Genomic DNA, 20,581 nt, shown 5'->3' with positions numbered 1-20,581 from the left:
TCCGAACCAGAAATGGATGAGGACGCGAACGACCCAAGAATCCCACGGCTTTAGCCGTGTGGAGTGTCAAGGTTGCTTTTGCCGCTTTTCTCGCTCTTTCAACTTTTCTTCCATCCGCTTCAGCAGCTTTTCCCACGGGTTTTCCGCCGTTTTTTTCTTGCGCTTTCGTTTTTCTTCCGCCATGCTCAAGCGCCTCCTTTCGCTGCGGCCGATAAGGCGAGCAAGTCGCGCAGTTCGTCATCGGACAGTTCGGTGATCCATGCCTCGCCTTCGGTGATGATGTCGGCGAGCGCTTGTTTTTGTTCGAGCATCTCGTCGATTTTTTCTTCGATTGTCCCGACGGTGATCAATTTATGGACGTGGACGAATTTCGTCTGTCCGATGCGGTAGGCGCGGTCGGTCGCCTGGTTTTCCACCGCCGGGTTCCACCAACGGTCGAAATGGATGACGTGGTTGGCAGCTGTTAAGTTGAGCCCGGTGCCGCCTGCTTTGAGCGATAAAAGGAAATCGGCGCTTTTCGTGCTTGAAACTCTTCGATCATTCGATCGCGCGTTTGTTTCGGGACGCCTCCGTGCAAAAACAACACCCGCTCATCAAACAGGTCGGAAAGCAGCTGTTGGATCATCTCGCCCATTCGCACGTATTGCGTGAAGATGAGGCACGATTCGTCGTTGGCGCGAATTTGCTCGATCAGTTCGATGAGCTTTTCGAGCTTGTGCGACCGTTCAACGAGCTGGCGGGGGCGGCGTTCTTTCAAATACAGCGCCGGATGGTCGCAAATTTGCTTCACACCGTTTAGCATTTGCAAAATCAAGCCGCGCCGCGCAAACGGACTGGCTTCCTTTGCCCGTTCGAGTGTGTCGTTGACGAGCTGCTCGTACAAGGCAGCCTGTTCGGCCGTGAGCGGGCAATACTCTTTTTGTTCAAGCTTATCCGGCAAGTTGAGCGCAACCGCTTCATCCGTTTTCGTCCGCCGCAAGAGAAATGGGCGGATGAGCGTCTGCAGCGCCGCTTTTTTGCGGGCATCTCCTTCTTTTTCAATCGGCCCGGCAAAGCGCCGCTCAAACTCCGCACGGCTGCCGAGATAGCCAGGGTTGAGGAAGTGGAAGATGCTCCAAAGTTCGCCGAGACGGTTTTCAACCGGCGTGCCGGATAAGGCGATTTTATGTTTTCCGCTCAAGCGGCGGATGGCGCGCGCTTGTTTTGTTTGCGCGTTTTTAATGTTTTGCGCTTCATCAAGGCAAATCGCATGCCAATGAATCTGTTTTAAATCGTCTTGGTCCAAATGAGCAAGGTTGTAAGACGTAATGACGAGATCGGCCTCGCCTGCCGTTTGCACGAACGCATCGTTTTTCGCCCGGTTCGGTCCATGGTGCACGTAGACGCGCAAGTCTGGGGTGAAGCGGGCGCATTCCTTTTGCCAGTTGCCGATCACGCTGGTCGGACAAATGAGCAACGCCGGCGTGTCTGGACGTTCCATTTCTTTTACATAGGCCAAATAGGCAAGCAGCTGCACCGTTTTGCCTAGCCCCATGTCATCGGCCAAGCAGGCGCCAAAGCCGAATCGGCGCAAAAAGACGAGCCAGTCGACACCGCGCTGCTGGTACGGGCGGAGCGTGCCGCGAAACGACGGCGGCACATTCGCTTTCGGCAATCCATCCGGCTGCTGGAGCTGGCGGATGAACGCGCGGAACTGATCATGGACGTCAATGTGGATCGGGATCGATTCGTCCGTTGCCTCTTCACGCTCCTCTGCTTCCGAAAGCAGCGTTTGCGCCACGATATCGTGGATCGGCACGCCTTCTTTTTTCGCCTTTTCCATGAGCGCCTGGGCGCGGCGGACAAGGGCGGGGTCAAGGATGAGCCATTGGCCGCGCAGGCGAATGAGGCGCCGCTTTTGTTCCGCCAAAGCGGCAAACTCCTCTTCCGTCAGCTCAATCCCGTTGGTCGCGACGCGCCAATCGAAATCAGCGAGCCGCTTAAGGCCGAACAGTGATTCGGCGTTGACGGAAGGCGACAGTTTCGCTTTGATCGACAGCTGCGCCTGGCGGATGTCGTGCCACCAGTCGGGAAGCAAGAGGCGTACGCCCGCTTCGGTGAGCTTTAAGCTGTCTTCGGACAAAAAACGCCACGCTTCTTCATTAGACAGTTCCGTCCGCAGACCCTCCCCGGCGTCAAGCCACGGCACGATCGCGCAAATGCGGCGAATGGCGCGCTGGATCGATGATTCATATGGGCGCCAGGCGCGCGGAATATCACGGGCAGAGGCGATGACGCTGTCGTCGATGGCGATGAACACCGTTTCCAGCGTCCATGCGTCGCCGTCCTCAGGCGGCTCGACGAGGCGAAGCCCGACCGTAAACGGCGGCCGGTCGCCGAGCCAGCCGATTTGTTCCAGCCAATCGTCTTCCGTTCCGATCCATTGGCCGCTGGGGGAGGCGATTAATGGATAAGCGCGAACGATGTCGCCCCAAATGCCGCGCAGCTCTGGGTCGCGCGACAGCCAGTCGGCGATTGCCAGCGACCGCCATGCCGCAACAAGCGGGTGCGGATCGTCTTTGAGCCCGCGCCAACGCGTCCGCTCAGCTTCGGCCCATTCAGACGGCTGCGCTTGTTTCCACGCCGAGAAATCGGGGCGGAAGCAGCGTGTGCGCACATCGTCGATGATTTGCTTCGCCCATGTTTCAAGCTGGGCGGTGAACTCATCTCCCCATTTGATGGAAAGAAAACGGTTGGACGGGCGCCAGGCGAAAAACGTGAGCGCCTGCCACGGGGACAGCCGCACCGCGTCGCGTCCGTGGACGGTCGCGACATCAAGCAAGGTGCCGTAAAAGGTTTCTTCATGCCAGGCGAACACAAGCGGCGCCCAGCTCGAAACACGGTCCGGGCCGCTGAGCCAGAAGCATCGTCCTTCTTCGCTCCATTCACATGAAAGGGTAATCGTCTGCAACGCTTGTTCCATCATAGAAGCAATTTTCCTTTCTCCACTTCTTCATGAAACGCGCGCATGCGCGCTGTTTTGGCTAACAGCTGTTCAAGATACATCTGCCATTCGTTCATTCGTTTCAACGATCGGTAGCACGCACGCAATTTTTTTAAATATTGCACGGCGACGCGATAGCTTGCGCGGTTTTTCGCCTCGACAAAACGCATGACCGCTCGGTGATACAATGGCAAGACGAGCGCCGGGTTTTGTTTTTGCAGCATGGCGAGAAATGTTGGATCAATGTCATGGGCGGTGGCGTCCCCCCATAAGTATAAGTCGACTACATCATGGTAGCGCCTTTGATCGAGCAGCCAATGAACGTAGCGGTTCGCGCTGTATGGGAAGCATGCGGCCAACAGCTTCTCATAGTCGTCCCATTTGTTGTGTTGGCGAGCGTATGATTCGTACAGCCGACCGATTTCGTTGACAAACGGCGACCGCTCCATCTCTGGAAGAGCGGATATGTAGAAGGCAAGCTCTTGCTTTCCTTTCGCCCAAAATGATGCGAAACGTTCCGGCGAATGCGAGGATGCGAACCGCTCCATCCAATCGATAAAAAACGGAGCCGCTTCCTTGGGATGTTGGCGGTAGATGGCGAGCGCTTCGTCATCTTCGCCGAGTAAAAAGGCGAGATGGGCGGCAGCTAGCAACAGAGTGGTTGACTGTTTTTCCGTTGCCAGGCGGATCAGCGTTTCTTTCTCTTGCCGGCGCTGCGCTTCTTTCGTGAACAGCAGCTCCCAAGCGGTTGTGTATAGGCTGTAGACGAGTGAAGGGGACGCCTTTCCCCACCGCAGCAACAACTCCCGTACATACGGGATCGTCTGTTCGATGTGCGTTTCAACAGACGGGGGCAGCAGTTCGGACGGAAACCGTTCCAACGTTTCGAACCATTCGTCGGCGATATAATCGACGTCTTGTTGCCACGAAAACTGCTCGTATGATCCGAACAACAGCCCACGGTCCCAACCGCGTTCGCGTCCGTATTCGAACAAATGGTCAAGCAAAAACAAGGCCGCATGGAAGCGATGCAACAAACGGACAGCGCTGTGTTTCGGGCTGTTTTTGACGAGTCGCGGAAACAGTTGATGGGACAAGCGGTACGGCCAATCATTGCGGCGGCGGTGGCGGGCGCTCCACTCGTCCAATAGGTCGGCGAACTGCTTCCGCCATTGGGCGACCGATTCCGCTGTGTTTGGTTCAGACGGTGTTTGGACCGATGCCGCTTTCCGGTTCGGTTTTTTCTTTCCTTGTTTCCATTGCCGCAACAACTCGCCGTTGTCAAATACATTTCCGTACACGTAAAAGAACAGCGCCAGTACGTGCGGGCAAAGATCTTCCGTCCCGCATGTGCAGCTGTGGAGGGAGATGTCCGACAAATCAAGCGTCACGTCATGAATGGCGGTGTCGATGACTTTTCCTTCGATAAAATCGCTGTCTATGACCGTGACGTTATACACCAACCCTTGCCGTGACAATTCCCGCCCTTTTTGGATGACATGTTGGAAGAGAGAAAACGACCATTCCCGCTGCAAGTCGGCAGCGGCTTTTTGCAACAGAGGTTTGGAGATTGCGGTCTGCAACATATCAGTCCGTCCTTTCCGTCCATTGTGCATCATGGGTTCCCGAAGAAAGCCCCCGTTTTCCGTTCATTCTTTATATCTACATTATTATAGCATGGCGGATTGTACCGTTGCTATGTTTGTTTGGCGTGAGATTTATTCCTGCTTTTCTCTCTGTTATGATACAATGAACATAACGGCAAGGCCGAATCGAAGGAAAGCGGGTGACGATATGATGGTGTCGCGGAATGCCCTTTGTCCGTGCGGCAGCGGCAAAAAGTACAAGCATTGTTGCGGAAAAAAAGAGGCGGTTTCGATTTCGTCATTGATTGACCGCGAGTTGATCGAATGCATGAATGATATGCGTCAGTTTGTTTTACAGCGGTATGAGAGGGAGGCGGAAGAGCTTTTAGACCAGTTCCCGCTTGATGAGATGCCGGAGGAACTCGAGCTTGGCGTGCAGATCATGGCGGTGAATTGGATGTTGTTTTGTTGGCCGCTTGATGAAACAGGACAAACGATCTTTTCTGCTTACCGGAAAAGCCGTCATTGGGAGCGGTGGCGCCCGTCCGTTCAGGCTCACATCGAGAGGTGGGAAGGAGCCGTTCCGTCGCTTGGCGAGTTCATCGGCTATGAGGACGACAATCGCCCCGTTGTCCGGGATTTGTTGACGGGAGGGGAAAAGATCGTTCATTTATTGGCTTCCCATCAATGGCCGAGCGTGATCGAAACAGGAGATGTGGTGTTCGGCTTCCTTGTGCCGTACCAAGACGTGTTCACGTGTTTCACAGCGGTGTTTCCGCTCCCGGCGTCAGGGAAAGATCGATTGCTTCGGGCGATTCAACAAGAAGGGGAGTGGAGCGGTCAGCCATCGGCTTTATGGATGCGCGATCGGTTCGTCGCTGTGCTTTCCGATGTGCTCTTGGAGTGGCTTTGGCAGTTCGCCAAACAGTTCAAATGGGATGATCCGAAACAAGCGGCCGTCATTCGCGAGCTCGATGAAAACGAGCCGGAGGCGCCAGCGGCGCTGCTCAATCAAGCGTTCGCCATATGGGCGATCTATTGCGGAAAAACATCCCGCCTCCCTTATTCGGTCCCCGTCTACGCGGCGGCGCTCCGCTATGTGGCTGGGCATTTGATGAAGGCGGAAGGATCGGAGGTGGAAGACATCGCCGATCGGTATGACGTGATGCCAGAAGATGTGCGATCGGCGGCGTTGGATTTTTTCCTGATGGCTGTTGATGATGAAGACGACGAGGAATGGCTCGATGACTGGGAGGAAGACTGGTTCGAAGAGGAAGGGGATGAGCTTGATGCGCGCATCAATGAATGGATCGATGACATCGATCTGATGTTGATGCGTGAAGGATGGTACGAGAAGCGAGTCAACCGTCATATTGACCGCGCCATCCGTTCGTGGCGGAATGAAGGCCTGCTTGAGGAAGTGAATGAAAAAGAATTGCGTAAAGAACTCCGTGATGTAGCGTGGGAGATCTTCACCGATCGGGGATTCATCTAGAAGCTGGCAGAAAAACGGGCGCTGCGCGCAAGTCAGCGGCATTTCGTCAGAAAGGAAAGCCGGTTCCACAAGGGCTCTCTCATTCAAACATCATTGGGCTCAACCCAAGCCCTCTATAAGTAGAAACAGGGAATGGAATGCGTTCCATTCGTGAAACTCCAAAAAAGTGGCGGGGAACGATCGGTTTTGACCGAATCCATAATGGATTGGGAAAAATGGCTTTGTGCGCGATTCCGACAGTTTTTAATATCTTGGTCGCCGTTTTGGAAAGGAATGATTAGAAGGGAGGATTTTGCATGGCAATCGGCCGAAATGACCCGTGCCCGTGCGGAAGCGGGAAAAAGTATAAGAAGTGCTGCATGAACAAACAGCAGGAGCGTGAAATCAAGCGGGTGCGGCAGCGCCGCTTTTTTGACCAAAAATATGAGCTGTCGCAAATGGTGCAGCGGTTTTTGGATGAATCGCTGTCTTATGATGAACGCGAAGCGGTCAACCGTACATTTCGCCGAATGATCGAACAAAAGGATCATCGTGAAGAGTTGAAGGTGTTTGAGACGCTTTGGCGTTTTTTCCTCCATCGTTATCCGAATGGATTGCGCGGCGTTGAATGGTTTCAACAGGAAAAAGGGCGTCGTCTGTCTCCGGAGCTCAAGGAAATGTTGGACCGCTGGGTTCGACTTGTGCCGCGGCTTGTGCAATTTGTCGATTTGCATGATGAAGGAGGAGTGGCGGTCGACCGGTTGACGGGCGAGAAACTTCTCATGCCGTATTGCGAGACATTGGAGGTTGTGCGCCCTTGGGGCGGCATGTTTGCCTTTTTGGAGCCCTTTGACGGCGGCTATTACGTTTGCGGTGTATCATCGATTGTGGATCCGAAGGGCGTGGAACGGGCGGAAGAGAACATTCGCGTCTTGTTGACGCAAACCGATTGGCCGTATGAAAAGGTAGCCGTTGAACATTTTCTCGATATCGTTGATGCAGGCTATCCTCCGAGGGCGGACGATGTGCAAGAGGAGTGCACGCGATGGACGTATGAATACGAATGCCAGGAAGCCGCTGAGGCGATGAGGAAGCTTGCTTCGATCGGACGCGCTCACATTGATCATGACGATGGGGAGAAAGTGGAAGGTTCATGGTGCACCAATGTGTACCATTATGTCGGAGTGATTTCCCCCAAGCCGATTCATGTGTTTGAATTAGGCGGGTCATTATCCGCTCATCGGTCGCGTCTCGTGTTGTCTACCGAGGAGGAAGGGACGGCCGAACAGCTCGTGTCGCTGCTGCAGGCGTTTGGGTATTCCCCAAAAGAACGAAAACGGGGGACAGAAGCCGTTTTGCGCCGAAAAGGGATCGAAAACGTTTCGCTTCATATTGATTCAGACCCAGACTCTCCCCCTTGGGTGGCAACGATGGCCGGATTGGATGTTCAAATGGAAAAAGCCCTTCACACCCCGCTTGAGAAATGGAATGGAAAAACCCCTCACGAAATGGCGCGCGAGGGGCGTGTGCAGGAAGTGGATGAGTGGCTGAAAGAGTATGAATTCCATTTATTTAACATGCAAGAACGAGCCAATTTGCCGGTGCTCATCGGAGTGAATTCCATTCGCTCCCGTTATGGATTGCCCCCATCTCCGTTTAGCTCATCACATCGTCTTTCGGACTTATGGAAAATGAAATGGATGGGGCCGGAAAGAACCGAGACATTGTTGATCCGCGCGGAATGGGAAGGGATGTATTTTACCGATGACGCATTGGCGTTTTATAACGAAGTCATCGTGAGCGAAGAAAAAGAAGCCAAAGAGGCGTGTTGGGCCGTGGTTTTGCTCGTGTGTGAATATATGACCGGGCGGACGTTTTCATCGTGGGAGGACGTAGGAGAAGAAGACTGGAAACAATGCATCGTCGAGCAAATCCCGTCAAGATGGAGTTCGTTTTCATGGGAAGTGGTGAGCCGAGCGCTCGATATGTTGCTTGAGTGGGCCGATTGGCTGGACCGCCGTTATGGAACGAATCATCGAACTGTTATTGGTGCCGTGCTGGAAGAGGTCAGAAGCGAATTGGAACATTGCTTTGCTTTGCTGGATGAATGGAGGGGCGAGAACGGAAAGGCGGATGAGGAACTGATGGCTTGGCAGCTTGCTCGTTTGTTTGGTTTGCCTATTCCCCTTTCCGTCGGTTTCTCGTTTTTCCGCGTCAAGCGTGTGGAGCAGGGGAAGGCGGTGCTGGATTGGCTTGCCCATAACCGAACGGTGACATGGGACATTCCGAAGCGGGCAGAGCCGCATCTGTTGCCGGGCATGTATATCGTCGCCGCGACCGATCGCAACGGCAAGCTGGACGATCTTGCCCGCGTATATCCGCCGTCTTTCTCTCCGTACGTAGAGTCGTGGCTTCAGGCGCTGCAAGAGTGGCCAGACAAGGTGGAGAAAGAACGGGCTGCGTTTCAAGAGCGCCTGCTTGCCTCGTTGTCCCGTTTGCTTCGCCGGCCGTAGGCGTCCCGATGAATGACGGGGCGCTTGTTTCTCTCGGCTCGGCCTCTATGATTCTCCATTATGCAGGCAAGCCCAATGGTAAGAGTCATTCATATTCTATTCTTAGGATTTTGGGCCATCACCATAACGTGTGCTTGAGAAGCAGGGTTTTTCTCGTTTTACCGAGAAACGGATGAGGACGCGAATGATCCAAGAATCCTACACCTTTAGGAGTGCGGAGTGTCAACCGGCATGAAAATCATGGATTGGCTGATTTCTCCTTGGAGAAGGAAATATGGCATGTTTTGAAAAAGCCAAGGACACCTTTTGGTGAAGAACCAGGATTTTGGTTAGGCATAAAAAATGGAATGCGAATCGATGTTCTCGACATGAGCGGCGGAAGTCCCAAAGTGCTTGCGATATGTGTTGCTGAAAGCAGTTCCATCACACGTTGATCGTGAATGTCTCCCCAAAGTGTTTAGCTGGCCCGAGCGTTAGCGTAGAGGGGGAGAACGTTCAATGACTATGATACAAAGAAAGTAGGTAGCTATATGGTGAAGGCATCGCGAAACAATCTTTGTCCATGCGGCAGTGGGAAAACGTACAAGCATTGTTGTGGGAAGAAAGAAGCAGTATCGATAGAATCTCTAATTGACCGTGAAGTGGCCAAATGTATGCAAGATGTGTTTTCGTTTGCGTTAGAGCGATATGAGGAAGAGCTTGCTTTCATGATGTCTGGTTCTCCATTTCAAGGGCTTCCTAACGAGCTGGAGACCAGCGCCAATTTATTGCTGACGAACTGGGCGATTTTTCACAGACACGTTGATGACAAAGGGATGACAATTTTTTCAGCCTATATGAGAAGCCGGCGCCGCACGCGGTGGCGTCCAGCAGTGCAAACTCATTTGAAGCGATGGGACGAGGCGGTTCCGTCGTTTGACGAGATCATTCATATCGAGGATGAGCGGCGTTTCCTTGTACGCGATCTGTTGACCAGAAAAGAAAAGTACGTCCGTTTTTTGACGCCGGAGGAGCTTCCGTCTGCTAGGGAGGGGGACGTGCTAGTAGGATGCCTCGTTCCGCATGGGGACGAGTGGACGTACTTCATGAAGGTGCTGCCGATTCTAAAGAGCGGGAAGGATCGGCTTGCGCGGGCGCTTCAAGCGGAATGGAATCCGGATACGAAAACGTGTGAAGTGTTTTTGCGCGAGTCGTTTCCGGAATTGCTTGAAATAGCGGTCCATGAGCTGTTGTGGCAGCTGCTGAGCGAAAAGGACTGGGGGGATCGAGATCAAGATGATGTTTTTTCGCGAATTAAAGAAAAAGGAAGAAACAACCTCCTCCCTAGTGCTCAGCGAGGCTGCGTTCCTTTGGCGCGCATATTGCGTAATGGATGAACCGGTCATCAAGAATCCTGCTGTGTATGCGGCTGCACTTCGTTATTTGGCGAGTGAAATGGCTGGAAGAGAATTTGTCAATATGGAAAAGGTTGCGGAACACTACGGCGTTCCTGTAGAGGAAGTGGAAGCCGCTGTGATGGAATTGTTTTTATTTCGCACAGAGTTGCTCGATGATGGAGATGATGAGGGCGAGAATGATGATGAGTGGCTCTTTGACGATGGGGATGACGGTGATGAGATCTGGTTCGACGACGGTGGGATGGAGGATGGCGATGAGCTGGACCGTGCGATTGAGGAATGGCTTGACCAAGTTGAGGAGTTGTTTGATTGCGAGGGCTGGGACGTTGATCAAGTCCATCGCTTGATCGACAAAGCGATCCGAACATGGAAAAAGGACGGGTTGCTTGAAGGAGTCGATGCAGCTGAGTTGCGCAAGGAGCTCGAGGAGCTCGTCTGGGAGACGTTTGCTGAACGGGGATTTTTGTAAGGCGATGGACAAAGCAGGCAACAAAGGACAGATGGATGCGAAAGAAGGTGCCCTTGAGAGATGACGGATACCTTCTTTCGCATGCGTTACAATCGGATATAGGCCAGCCGCTCGTTCGCTTCCTCGACGTCAAAGGCATCAGGATCAAAATCTTCGCCTTTCATGTCGTACATCCAGTCTACCAGCTCGCGCAATTCGGGATCGGCAAGAGAGTCTTTTTGCACCGCCGCTTCCAGCAGCTCCAGGTAGCCATAGACGCCGCCGCAATCCTCGGGAGGGCACGCCCGTTTTCCTTTCAGGCAAGCGGCGCGTTCCAACGGTTTTGGGAGTGTTTCAATCTTTTCAACAGTGACGGTATGGCGCCAGTAGTCGCCAAAATCGTAAATATATAGAAACTTTTGTTTTTCTTCCGTCAGCCATTGCTGTAATGGGATGCGGCGGGCGTCCATCAGTTCTTTTTCCAGCTGAAACGAATCCCAGCCGTCAGGGATGCCGATGAGAACGCTTCCGAAATCGAATTCGTATAAATGGGCTTGTTCCCATCCCATCGCTTCTTGGATGATGAGATGAAGCTCGTGAAATGTCGCATGTCCGGGAACAAGGACGCGCCGCCAAATCGGCGGGCGGATGCCGTTTAAGGATATTTTTAACTGATAGGCGGTTTTGGAGCGACGCGGTTTCTTTGATGTCGTGCTTTTGCTTTTTGGTGTTTCCGTCCATCGACCGTGCGGATGGGAAGTTTTCGTTGAATTAAGCTTCGTCATCAATTCGTCGATCAAGTCGATGAGTCTTTTCTCTTCCATGAATATCGTCTCCTTTTTTAGGATTGTTTTTGTATACTTATAGTTTAACCTGTTTCTGAAAGAATCAAAATAATAATAATGGTGATAGAAATTAGAAAACGAAATTGATTCAAGGAGGGAGCCGTATGTCGGTCGGCCGAAACGACCCGTGTCCGTGCGGGAGCGGGAAAAAGTATAAAAAATGCTGCATGAACAAAGCGATGGAGGAAGAGGCGAAAAGGGCGCGGCAACATCGGTTTTTTGAACAGAAGTATGAGCTGTCGCAACGAGTGCACCGCTTCTTGGACGAGGTGCTGCCGTACGCTGAACAGCGAGCGGCAAAACATGCGTTTCGCCAGGCGGTTCGGCAAACGAAACAAGGTGAGATGCTTGAGCCGCTCGAAACGCTTTGGTACTTGTTCGTTCACCGTTTCCCAAACGGGATGCGCGGCGTTGAATGGTTTCGACGCGAGAAAGGGCGTCGCTTATCGTTGGAGCTGCGAAACATGCTTGACCGATGGGTTCAGCTTGTTCCGCGCCTCGTTCAGTTTGTCGACCGCCGTGAAGATGGAGGAGTGGTGGTCGATCGATTGACGGGGGAAACGTTGTTTCTGCCATTTTGTGAGATGATGCCGAACGTAGTTCCATGGGGCGGTATGTTTGCATTCCTCGAACCGTTTGACGACGGTTATTATATTCAAGGCGCTGTTGCCATCGTCGGACCGAATGAGGTAGGGGAGGCCGAAGAAAAAATACGCACTCTTCTCCAAGAGACGAACATGCCGTACGAAAAGCTGGCATTTTCCCATTTTCTTGATATTGTCGGCGCATGTCTCGGCGCTTCTTCATTATCGGAGCGCGGGACGGAAGCAGTTGAACAATGGACGGTCATCTACGACATGTCCGATGCGCGCAACGCTCTCCGTCAGCTGGAACGAAATGGAATCGTGATTGTTGATGAGGAAACTGATGAAGCCGTCAAAGGTTCGTTGCGCGGTGTGATGTATGAATATCACGATGATCTTGCCTCCAGCCCGATTTATCTGAACGAACTAGCCGGCTTTGTAGAGGGGCAGGGGCGGACGATGACGCTCTTCACCTTTGATGCGGACGCCGAGAGGGTGCTGACGAAGACGCTTGAGGCAATGGGGCTGCCGGCGACGGTTGTATCGCGGTCAGCGAAGACACACCTTGTCCCTAAAGGAGTGAAGTTGCTGTCATACGACGTCCAGTTGCCGCCGAGTGAGCCGTCATATATGGCGCTCGTGGCCAACAGTGCGGTGATGCTAGAGCAGACGCTGCATGTGCCGCATGAAGAATGGGGGGGACGGTCCGTTCACGAATTGGCCATGAGCGGCGAGCAGGAAACAGTGGAGCAATGGCTGCGCGCATATGAGTACCATGCGTTCGAACTTCTCCGCCAAGAAGGCAGTCCGGTGATGGTCGATACGAACAGCATCCGTTCCCGCTACGGTTTGCCGCTCTCGCCATTTGTGACGCCTAAGATCAAGCGGACAACGTCTGTTCAAGTATTGCAACGGCTCGATGAGGGCGGATATTTTGCCATGCCGGCGGAATGGAAAATGCGCTTTTTCGGCGCCGACCTCGTCCGTTTTTACCAAGAAAAAACGGAAGGAAAATCAGAGGCGACGAAAGCGAAATACCGCCTCAGTGTGACGGCGGTCGGCCATTACTTGCAGACGACGCCGCTGTCATCGTGGGATGCGCTAGAAGCACGCCATTGGCAGCAATGTTTGGCATTTCACTACGTCATGTTTTCTCCTGACATAAGCATCAATCGAGCGAAACAAGTATTAAGCGGCGTTCAGGCGTTCACGAAATGGCTGGACGGCCGCTATCGGACAAGCCATGCCCGGGTCGTGCGCCAACTCGTGACGGAATTGCAGGAGTCGTTGTTAAAAGCGGTCCGCCTTCTTCGATTGTATCATCGCCCTGATTTGCCAATGGGGATGGCTGACATTATTTGTAAAGAAATGGTAGAAAGGAAAGAGGAGTATCGAACCGGGATGTTTCAGGTGGTGAGCGTCGGACGGGAAAAGGCCGTGATCCGCTGGTTGGAGACGGGCGAACAGTTCCACTGGCGCTTGCCGCTATCGGTGAAATCGTACGTCGAGCCCGGCATGTGCTTGGAAGCCGCGTTCACCAACAACGGCGCATTGGCGGCCGTCCAACGTGTCTACCCGCCGCAGGCCGCTCCTTACATGGAGGCGTTTGTTCGGTTTGACCGGCCATCCGCCAAGGTGTAAAGGGGAAGGGGATGTCTCGACACGAGGCATCCTCTTTTTCTATGATGGGCGCTTGTGAGGAAATGGGGCAGCCGTGCGATTGCGCCAATTTGAGGCATCGAAGGGCGCTTGTGCAGACGGGATTTGCGCCATTGTTGCGTTCTCGGCAGCATTCGCGTCTTGTTTGTTGGCGGCTGTCGCGCTGGAGGACATTGTGCGGAAACAGGGCATTCATTGTCGGTTCATGGACGTTGGCGGCGCCTGTTCTGTCGAGCGGTTTTCCTGGCCGACAGACAGGAAATGGCCTATTGTGCGCGAACCATATAGTAGAATGAGAGGGAACTAGGAGGGAGCGCGCATGAGGCGGGGGGGATGGCTCGCCGCATCGTTTTGTTTGCTTTGGTTGCTGGCGGTCCTTTGGCCGTCGGGAGTGAAAGGAGAAAAAGAAACGGAAGAAACGAAGCGTCTGGCGGTGGTGACGGCGGATCGCGTGAATGTCCGCCAAGGGCCGGGGGTGCCGTACCACCCGGTGGCAAGCGTCCACCGCGGTGACGTGTACCGGTTGGTGGATGTGAAAGACGGTTGGTTGAAAATTGAATGGGAGAAAAATCGGACCGGGTGGCTCGCGGCGCGGTACGTCGCGTTGGCAAAAGAGACAGCCGTCGTGCAAGAAGACCGGCTCCGCCTTCGCCAAGAGCCGAGCCGAGACGGGCGAATTATCGGACATTTGGCGCAAGGGGAAACGGTGTTGGTGATTGGGGAAGAAGGCGGCTGGAAACAGGTCGTGACGGAAGACGCCATCGGTTGGGCCGCTGCATCGTATTTGGCGCCAGCCGAGGCCCGCTCGATTTCACAACAGACTGGAACGGTGGCCGCCGATTCACTCAACGTGCGAGCTGAACCGTCGCTTCACGCCCCGCGGATCGGCCGTCTTGTTCGTGGCGAAGAAGTTGACATTGTGGAAAAGAAGCCGGGATGGTACAAAATTGCCTCCTCAACAGGGCTTGGTGGCTGGGTTTCGTCCGCGTATGTGCAGGTAAAGGGTGGACAAGCCAATGAAAAGGAAGCGGAAGTGCCCCAGTCGGCTGGCCGCTCGCTGCCTTCCATCATCGCGCCTAGCGACTCGCGCCTTTATGCAGACAGCTGGACGAGCGGTCCTGTTCAGGCGCTGGCCGGAAAAACGATCGTCCTTGACCCTGGCCACGGAGGCAAAGACGGCGGTGCGAAAAGTGTCGCTGGCGTTAAGGAAAAGGAGTTGACGTTGGGAACGGCGAGGCTTCTAAAAAACAAGCTGCAATCTTACGGCGCTCGCGTCGTGCTGACGCGCTCCAGCGATGAGTATGTGCCGCTGTCGGCGCGTGTTGCCGCCGCCCGCCTGTATCAGGCGGACGCGTTTATTAGCTTGCATTACGACAGCGCCGCTGATCCAGATGCGTCCGGCATCACCATTTACTATTACGATCGGTTTGCGGATTACGAATTGGCGCAATCGTTCCAAGGGCTGTTCAGGCAACTTTCCGCATTGCCGTTTCGCGGCATCGCCTTTGGCGACTATTACGTGTTGCGAGAAAACGAGAAGCCGTCCGTGTTGCTTGAGCTCGGCTATTTAAGCAATCGGTCGGACGCTGCGGTTGTGGCGACAAACGGTTATCAAGAAGCGGTGACGACGGCCATCGTGAACGCCATGCGCCATTATTTTCAATAGTACGCCCCTTTTCTAAAAAGTGGATAACGGATCTACTGCGGCATGACAAAAAGCGCCCCGGATTTTCGGGGCGCTTTTTGTCGCCTCGCCTTGTTTGGATCACCGCTGGCTGACCATAGAGGGCCATTAGCTTTTCAAGGCGTTTGCCTGAGGGCTGCAAGGGCGAAAGGGTGGAAGTTGGTTGACGCAATAGTTAAAAAAGTTTAATATTTATAAAGGATTAGGATAATAATAATCGACTGTTATCCTAATTAACACTATTGTTTTATTATATACCAGAATATTAAATTCTTTTTCGAAATAATAGAAATGGGGGATAAAATGAAAACGAGAGATGTGCTGTTTACTGGATTGATGCTCTTTTCCCTCTTTTTCGGCGCGGGCAACTTGATTTTTCCTCCGTATTTAGGGATGGAAGCGGGAACGGCCGTATGGCCGGCGGTTCTTGGATTTATCGTCACCGGTGTTGGGCTGCCGCTGTTGTCGGTCGCGGCGGTGGCGTTCACCAAAGACGGCATCCGTTCGCTCGGCAACGCTGTTCATCCGCTGTTCAGCCTTTGTTTTTCACTCGCTGTGTATTTGGCGATCGGCCCGTTTTTCGGCATTCCGCGCGCGGCTAGCGTCGCCTATGAAATTGGAGCGAAGCCGTTTTTCCCTGAGAGCGGATCTTTGGTGATGTGGCTGTTTACGGGTCTCTTTTTCGCCCTTGTGTACTGGCTCAGCTTAAACCCCTCGAAGCTTGTGGATCGAATCGGCCAGCTGTTGACGCCGATGTTGCTGCTTTCCATTGCTGTGCTTTGCCTTACCGGTTTAATCCGGCTTGACGACCCACAGGCGATGCCGGCTGAGAAGTATGCCTCGGCGCCGTTTGTGAAAGGGATGCTGGAAGGGTATTTAACGATGGATACGATCGCGGCCCTTGCCTTTGGCATCGTCGTCATTCATGCGCTCCGTGACCGCGGGGTGGACCGGCCGGCGTTGCAGGCAAAAGCCACGGTGCAAGCCGGATTGATCGCTGGATTGGGACTCGCGCTCGTTTATGGCGGTATTGCCACCATTGGTGCTAGAATGGCTGGTGTCGGCTCATTTGCCAACGGAGCCGAGCTATTGTCATACGTGTCATCGCTGCTGTTTGGCAGCGGAGGGAAGTTGCTGTTGGGCGTGATCGTGGCGCTTGCCTGCTTAACAACGGCGGTTGGTCTAGTCGCTGCTTGTGCGCAATACTTTCAAGAGCTCACCCCGACTGTTTCGTACCGAACGTATGTCATTGTATTAACCTTATTTAGCTTTTTGATGTCAAACCTCGGCTTAAATGCGTTGATCGCTGTTTCCGTTCCAGTGTTGACGATGCTGTATCCATTGGCGATCGTGCTCGTCGCCCTGTCGTTTTTCCGCCGCTTTTACCATGGTTCGGCGAAAGTGTACGGGATGGCGTTGCTCTTTACCGGCATGTTCAGCCTGTATGACGGTTTGAAAACGATCGGGCTGGAGACGGCATGGTTAGAACCGCTCCTCTCATGGGCGCCGCTGTTTTCAGTCGGGCTCGGCTGGGTTGTCCCTGCGCTGATTGGCGCTGCGCTTGGCTTGATGATCGATCGGCCGTCCGCAACGAAACGGAAACATGCGGCGTAAAGGGCTGACTCAAAAGGTCATGTACGCCCGGTCGGGGGAATAATATGAATATAAAACCCGTCTGATGTATATATATGGAAGAAGGGAGGATGCCTCGTTGCTTTTGGGGCATTCTCTTTTTTGTGTGGAAAATAGTTTTTTGTTCGAGCAGCGGGGCGGAACCCGTGAAAACCGGCAGGCGATTCGATATAATGAGGACAAGCGACGATCGCCGCAATGGATGAAAAGGTGTGAGGAATCGTGAAGATAGCGATTGCGGGAACGGGATATGTTGGACTTGTGACCGCGGCTTGTCTGGCCGATAAAGGGCATGATGTGACATGCGTCGATGTGAACGAAGAGAAAATTCGCCTATTAAATGAAGGGATCGTCCCGATTTATGAGCCGGGGCTTGACTCGCTTATTCAGCGAAACGGCGTTCGCCTTCGCTTTACGACCAACGATGTGGAAGCGTATCAACGGGCGGAAGTGATCATGATCGCCGTCGGCACGCCGCCGCAGCCGGACGGGTCTGTGCGGCTTGATGATGTATGGGGCGCATTGCGACGCATCGCCAGGGCGGCCGAACGCGATTGCCTTGTCGTTATCAAGTCGACCGTGCCCGTCGGCACTGGCGATGAAGCCGCCCGTTTTTTGGCGGAAAACGGACGGCCGGAGGTGAAATTCGACGTCGTATCCAACCCGGAGTTTTTGTCGCAAGGAACGGCAGTGCGCGATACACTGCAGGCGCCGCGCATTGTATTGGGAGTGGATTCGGACCGGGCTGAACGGGTGATGAAGGAGCTGTACGCCCCGTTTGCCCTCCCGTACGTCGTGACGGACCGGAGAAGCGCTGAGATGATCAAGTATGCGGCCAATGTGTTTTTGGCGTTGAAAATTTCGTACATCAACGAGATCGCCAATGTATGCGAGTTGGTAGGCGCTGATATTCAGGCGGTGGCGGAAGGAATCGGCATGGATCCGCGCATCGGCCGCCGCTTTTTGCGCGCCGGCGTCGGGTATGGCGGCTCTTGCCTGCCGAAAGATGCAAATGCCCTCTATTCCTTGGCGGCTTCCCACGGCTATTCGCTCAAAACGGTATGGGCGGCGATCGACGTCAATGAGAAACAAAAATGGAAACTTCTTGACAAAGCGCGTCTGCACATTGGGGATTTCCGCAACCGGACGGTCGCCGTGCTTGGCGCCGCATTCAAGCCGGGCACCGATGATGTGCGCGAGTCTCCTGCCTTGGCGAACATCGAGCGGCTCATTGCCGAAGGAGCAGTCGTGCGCGTCTGGGACCCAGCCGCTCTCGAACATGTCGTCCGCCGTTTTGGCGATGCGGTTGTTTGTTGCGAGACGATCGAGGAAGCCATTCGCGGCGCGGATGTTTGTTTCATTTTCACCGAATGGCCGGCTGTGCTGCAATTTGACCTTCACCGTTACAAGACGCTGATGAAAACACCGCTTGTGGTGGATGGGCGGAATTGCTACGACCCGAAGGCGGCCGAAGCCGCCGGCTTAATCTACGAGTCGATTGGGCGGCCGGTGGTGGTCGGATGGCAAAGCGCGATAAAGGAAACGGTGGAGCATCACGAATGACGTTTGGGACAGCAGCTCACTCACTAAACGTGCAGCGGGCTGCCTTTCTTCATGAATATAGAGAAATGAAAATTCAAAAATTTCCGTTTATAATATTAGGAAAGCGGAAAAGAGGAGGAAACGTGATGACAAAGGAAGAAATCAAACGGCTCGTCGATGAAGTGAAAGCGGACGTCATCGCCTGGCGCCGCCACTTGCATGCCCATCCTGAATTGTCATTCCAGGAAGAGAAAACGGCGCAATTTGTGTACGAGACGCTGCAATCGTTCGGCGGTCTCGAGATTACCCGTCCGACGAAAACGAGCGTCATGGCGCGCCTTGTCGGCCCAAAGCCAGGCCGGGTCGTCGCCATTCGCGCCGATATGGACGCGCTGCCGATTCAAGAGGAAAACACGTTTGAATTTGCCTCCAAAACCCCAGGCGTCATGCATGCGTGCGGGCATGACGGCCATACGGCGATGCTGTTGGGGACGGCGAAAATTTTTGACCAGCTTCGCGATCACATTCATGGTGAGATTCGCTTTTTGTTCCAACACGCGGAAGAACTGTCCCCGGGTGGGGCGGAGGAGATGGTGCAAGCGGGTGTCATGGACGGGGTGGACGTCGTCATCGGCACTCACCTTTGGTCGCCGCTTGAGCGTGGAAAAATCGGCATTGTGTATGGACCGATGATGGCCGCACCCGACCGCTTTTTCATCCGCATCATCGGCAAAGGCGGCCAAGGAGCGATGCCGCACCAAACGATCGATGCGATCGCCATCGGGGCGCAAGTCGTGACGAACTTGCAGCACATCGTCTCACGCTATGTCGATCCGCTCGAGCCGCTTGTTCTGTCCGTGACACAATTTGTGGCGGGTACGGCCCATAATGTCCTGCCAGGGGAGGTCGAAATCCAAGGGACAGTGCGCACGTTCGACGCCGAGCTGCGCCAGACGGTGCCGCAATGGATGGAGCGCATTGTCAAAGGAATCACCGAAGCGCACGGCGCCTCGTATGAGTTTCAATTTGACTATGGCTACCGCCCGGTCATTAACTACGATGAAGTGACCCGCGTCATCGAAGAAACGGCGCGCGAGCTGTTCGGTGAAGAGGCAGTGGCTCGCTTGAAACCGAACATGGGCGGCGAAGATTTTTCGGCGTTCTTGCAAAAAGCGCCGGGCAGCTTCTTTTACGTCGGCGCTAGAAACGAAGAAAAGGGGATCGTCTACCCGCACCACCACCCGCGCTTTACGATTGACGAAGACGCGCTTGAGATTGGCGTGCAAATGTTTGTCGCCGCGACGTTGAAACTGTTGGCGGAAGCAGAGTAGGATGCTTCCGCTTTTTTGTACATCATAAAGGCGGATCGATATGTATTGCATGCTCTTTCTTTGTCACCAATTCACATGGTTGAACTTGGTGCAGCTCGCGTGAGTGGATAAAGGAAATAAAGAGAGCATGGGAACTCTTTGCCTTCCTTAATGTTAGTTTTGGGCTTCGATTCGATCAAGACACAAGGCTAGGCGATTTTGACAATTTTTGTGATCGGTGCTAGGTCGAGGTCTTGGTTGTAAAGAGTATGGACAAAATCGCCATCAAGCGTAGCGAAGTAGCCATAATGGTGGTATGTTGCAATGGCATAATGCAAGGCATCATAGGCTTCGAGCTGGAACAGCCGCATTTGAGCCAAGGCTAAATCTTGAATGTTGGCATCTGTTGTTAGGAATTCAATGTGGAAATGTTGCCTTAGGGCAGATAAAAATTCATTATATCGATCAATGGAATTGTTGTAGAAGATTTGCAACTTGTTTCTTTTTGAGGGATAATTCATCTTCACTAATTTGATTAATTCTGAAATATTAATAAAAACGTTCTTCTTGTAGAAACTTGGCATCTGTTTTTTCCAAACGTTATATAGGAAGGATACGCTTTCTTCTGATTCCCCAAGGTGATGATTATGGCGAGACTTTGAACGTAAATTGGATTGATTTTTATGGTGGATTTCTAATGGTAATAGAATTTCTTGAATGAATAAGTTATGTACTACTTCCCCAAATACATGTGTACTGATCCCTAATTTCGTTACACCTTCGTTATGCCACTTTTGGAGGATTTCACATACCTTATCTCCCCTTGGATCATTGGAGTCCATATAGGCCAAAATAAAACAAGCATCGATGTATATATTAAAATCCCATTTAATTAATTAAGATCTCTAAAATTTAGGTCATTTG

At 53.3% G+C, this 20,581-nt stretch carries 12 protein-coding genes and 2 pseudogenes; 10 read left to right on the top strand and 4 right to left on the bottom strand.

The features are described 5' to 3' along the window. Positions 1–185: 185 nt before the first annotated feature. A pseudogene (locus tag QSJ10_RS14435) lies at positions 186–2,965 on the bottom strand (DEAD/DEAH box helicase). Next, positions 2,962–4,569, bottom strand: a complete 1,608-nt coding sequence (locus tag QSJ10_RS14430) for an SWIM zinc finger family protein (protein ID WP_053532368.1) — start codon at positions 4,567–4,569, stop codon at positions 2,962–2,964. The pseudogene QSJ10_RS14435 and the gene QSJ10_RS14430 overlap by 4 nt, the downstream one beginning before the upstream one ends. Before the next feature lie 208 nt (positions 4,570–4,777). Between QSJ10_RS14430 and QSJ10_RS14425 the strand changes: the two genes are divergently transcribed. The 5 genes and pseudogenes from QSJ10_RS14425 (at position 4,778) to QSJ10_RS14410 (ending at position 10,422) form a co-directional block, all read left to right on the top strand. Then, complete coding sequence (locus QSJ10_RS14425; RefSeq protein WP_033013724.1) at positions 4,778–6,064, top strand: SEC-C domain-containing protein; 1,287 nt, start codon at positions 4,778–4,780, stop codon at positions 6,062–6,064. Positions 6,065–6,360: 296 nt separating this feature from the next. Further along, positions 6,361–8,556, top strand: a complete 2,196-nt coding sequence (locus QSJ10_RS14420) for a YecA family protein (protein WP_053532369.1) — start codon at positions 6,361–6,363, stop codon at positions 8,554–8,556. Positions 8,557–9,086: 530 nt separating this feature from the next. Next, positions 9,087–9,134, top strand: a pseudogene (locus QSJ10_RS15610) (SEC-C metal-binding domain-containing protein); the annotation flags it as partial. A 75-nt stretch (positions 9,135–9,209) separates the two neighbouring features. Continuing rightward, a complete protein-coding gene (locus tag QSJ10_RS14415) occupies positions 9,210–9,932 on the top strand; it encodes a hypothetical protein (RefSeq protein ID WP_230847114.1) in 723 nt (240 codons plus the stop codon). Next, entirely contained in the window at positions 9,925–10,422 is a 498-nt protein-coding gene (locus QSJ10_RS14410) for a hypothetical protein (RefSeq protein WP_223813580.1), read from the top strand. Before QSJ10_RS14415 ends, QSJ10_RS14410 begins: the two co-directional genes overlap by 8 nt. An 86-nt stretch (positions 10,423–10,508) precedes the next feature. Here the strand turns inward: QSJ10_RS14410 and QSJ10_RS14405 are convergent, their stop codons facing one another. Next, positions 10,509–11,225 (bottom strand): plasmid pRiA4b ORF-3 family protein, encoded by a 717-nt coding sequence (locus QSJ10_RS14405; protein ID WP_033013726.1) that lies wholly within the window; start codon positions 11,223–11,225, stop codon positions 10,509–10,511. A gap of 125 nt (positions 11,226–11,350) precedes the next feature. Between QSJ10_RS14405 and QSJ10_RS14400 the strand changes: the two genes are divergently transcribed. The 5 genes from QSJ10_RS14400 (at position 11,351) to QSJ10_RS14380 (ending at position 19,678) form a co-directional block, all read left to right on the top strand. After that, on the top strand, positions 11,351–13,471 hold the full coding sequence (locus QSJ10_RS14400) for a YecA family protein (RefSeq protein ID WP_033013727.1): 2,121 nt from the start codon (positions 11,351–11,353) through the stop codon (positions 13,469–13,471). A 337-nt stretch (positions 13,472–13,808) separates the two neighbouring features. Further along, a complete protein-coding gene (locus QSJ10_RS14395) occupies positions 13,809–15,155 on the top strand; it encodes an N-acetylmuramoyl-L-alanine amidase family protein (protein WP_033013728.1) in 1,347 nt (448 codons plus the stop codon). Between the two features lie 321 nt (positions 15,156–15,476). Then, positions 15,477–16,787, top strand: a complete 1,311-nt coding sequence (brnQ, locus tag QSJ10_RS14390; RefSeq protein WP_049624258.1) for a branched-chain amino acid transport system II carrier protein — start codon at positions 15,477–15,479, stop codon at positions 16,785–16,787. 240 nt (positions 16,788–17,027) lie between these two features. After that, positions 17,028–18,368 carry a UDP-glucose dehydrogenase family protein gene (locus QSJ10_RS14385; RefSeq protein WP_049626585.1) on the top strand — a complete coding sequence of 447 codons (1,341 nt, stop codon included), beginning with the start codon at positions 17,028–17,030 and terminating at the stop codon, positions 18,366–18,368. A 125-nt stretch (positions 18,369–18,493) separates the two neighbouring features. Beyond that, entirely contained in the window at positions 18,494–19,678 is a 1,185-nt protein-coding gene (locus QSJ10_RS14380) for a M20 family metallopeptidase (RefSeq protein WP_053532370.1), read from the top strand. 188 nt (positions 19,679–19,866) lie between these two features. On the opposite strand, the gene QSJ10_RS14375 is transcribed toward QSJ10_RS14380, so the two are convergent. Further along, positions 19,867–20,499: a PIN domain-containing protein gene (locus QSJ10_RS14375; protein ID WP_230847113.1), complete on the bottom strand. Its 633-nt coding sequence runs from the start codon at positions 20,497–20,499 to the stop codon at positions 19,867–19,869. Positions 20,500–20,581 lie beyond the last annotated feature (82 nt).

The organism is Geobacillus stearothermophilus ATCC 12980 (assembly GCF_030369615.1).
GTDB lineage: Bacteria > Bacillota > Bacilli > Bacillales > Anoxybacillaceae > Geobacillus > Geobacillus stearothermophilus.
The sequence above is the reverse complement of the archived record's forward strand: the minus strand, read 5'-3'. Positions and strand labels throughout refer to the sequence as shown.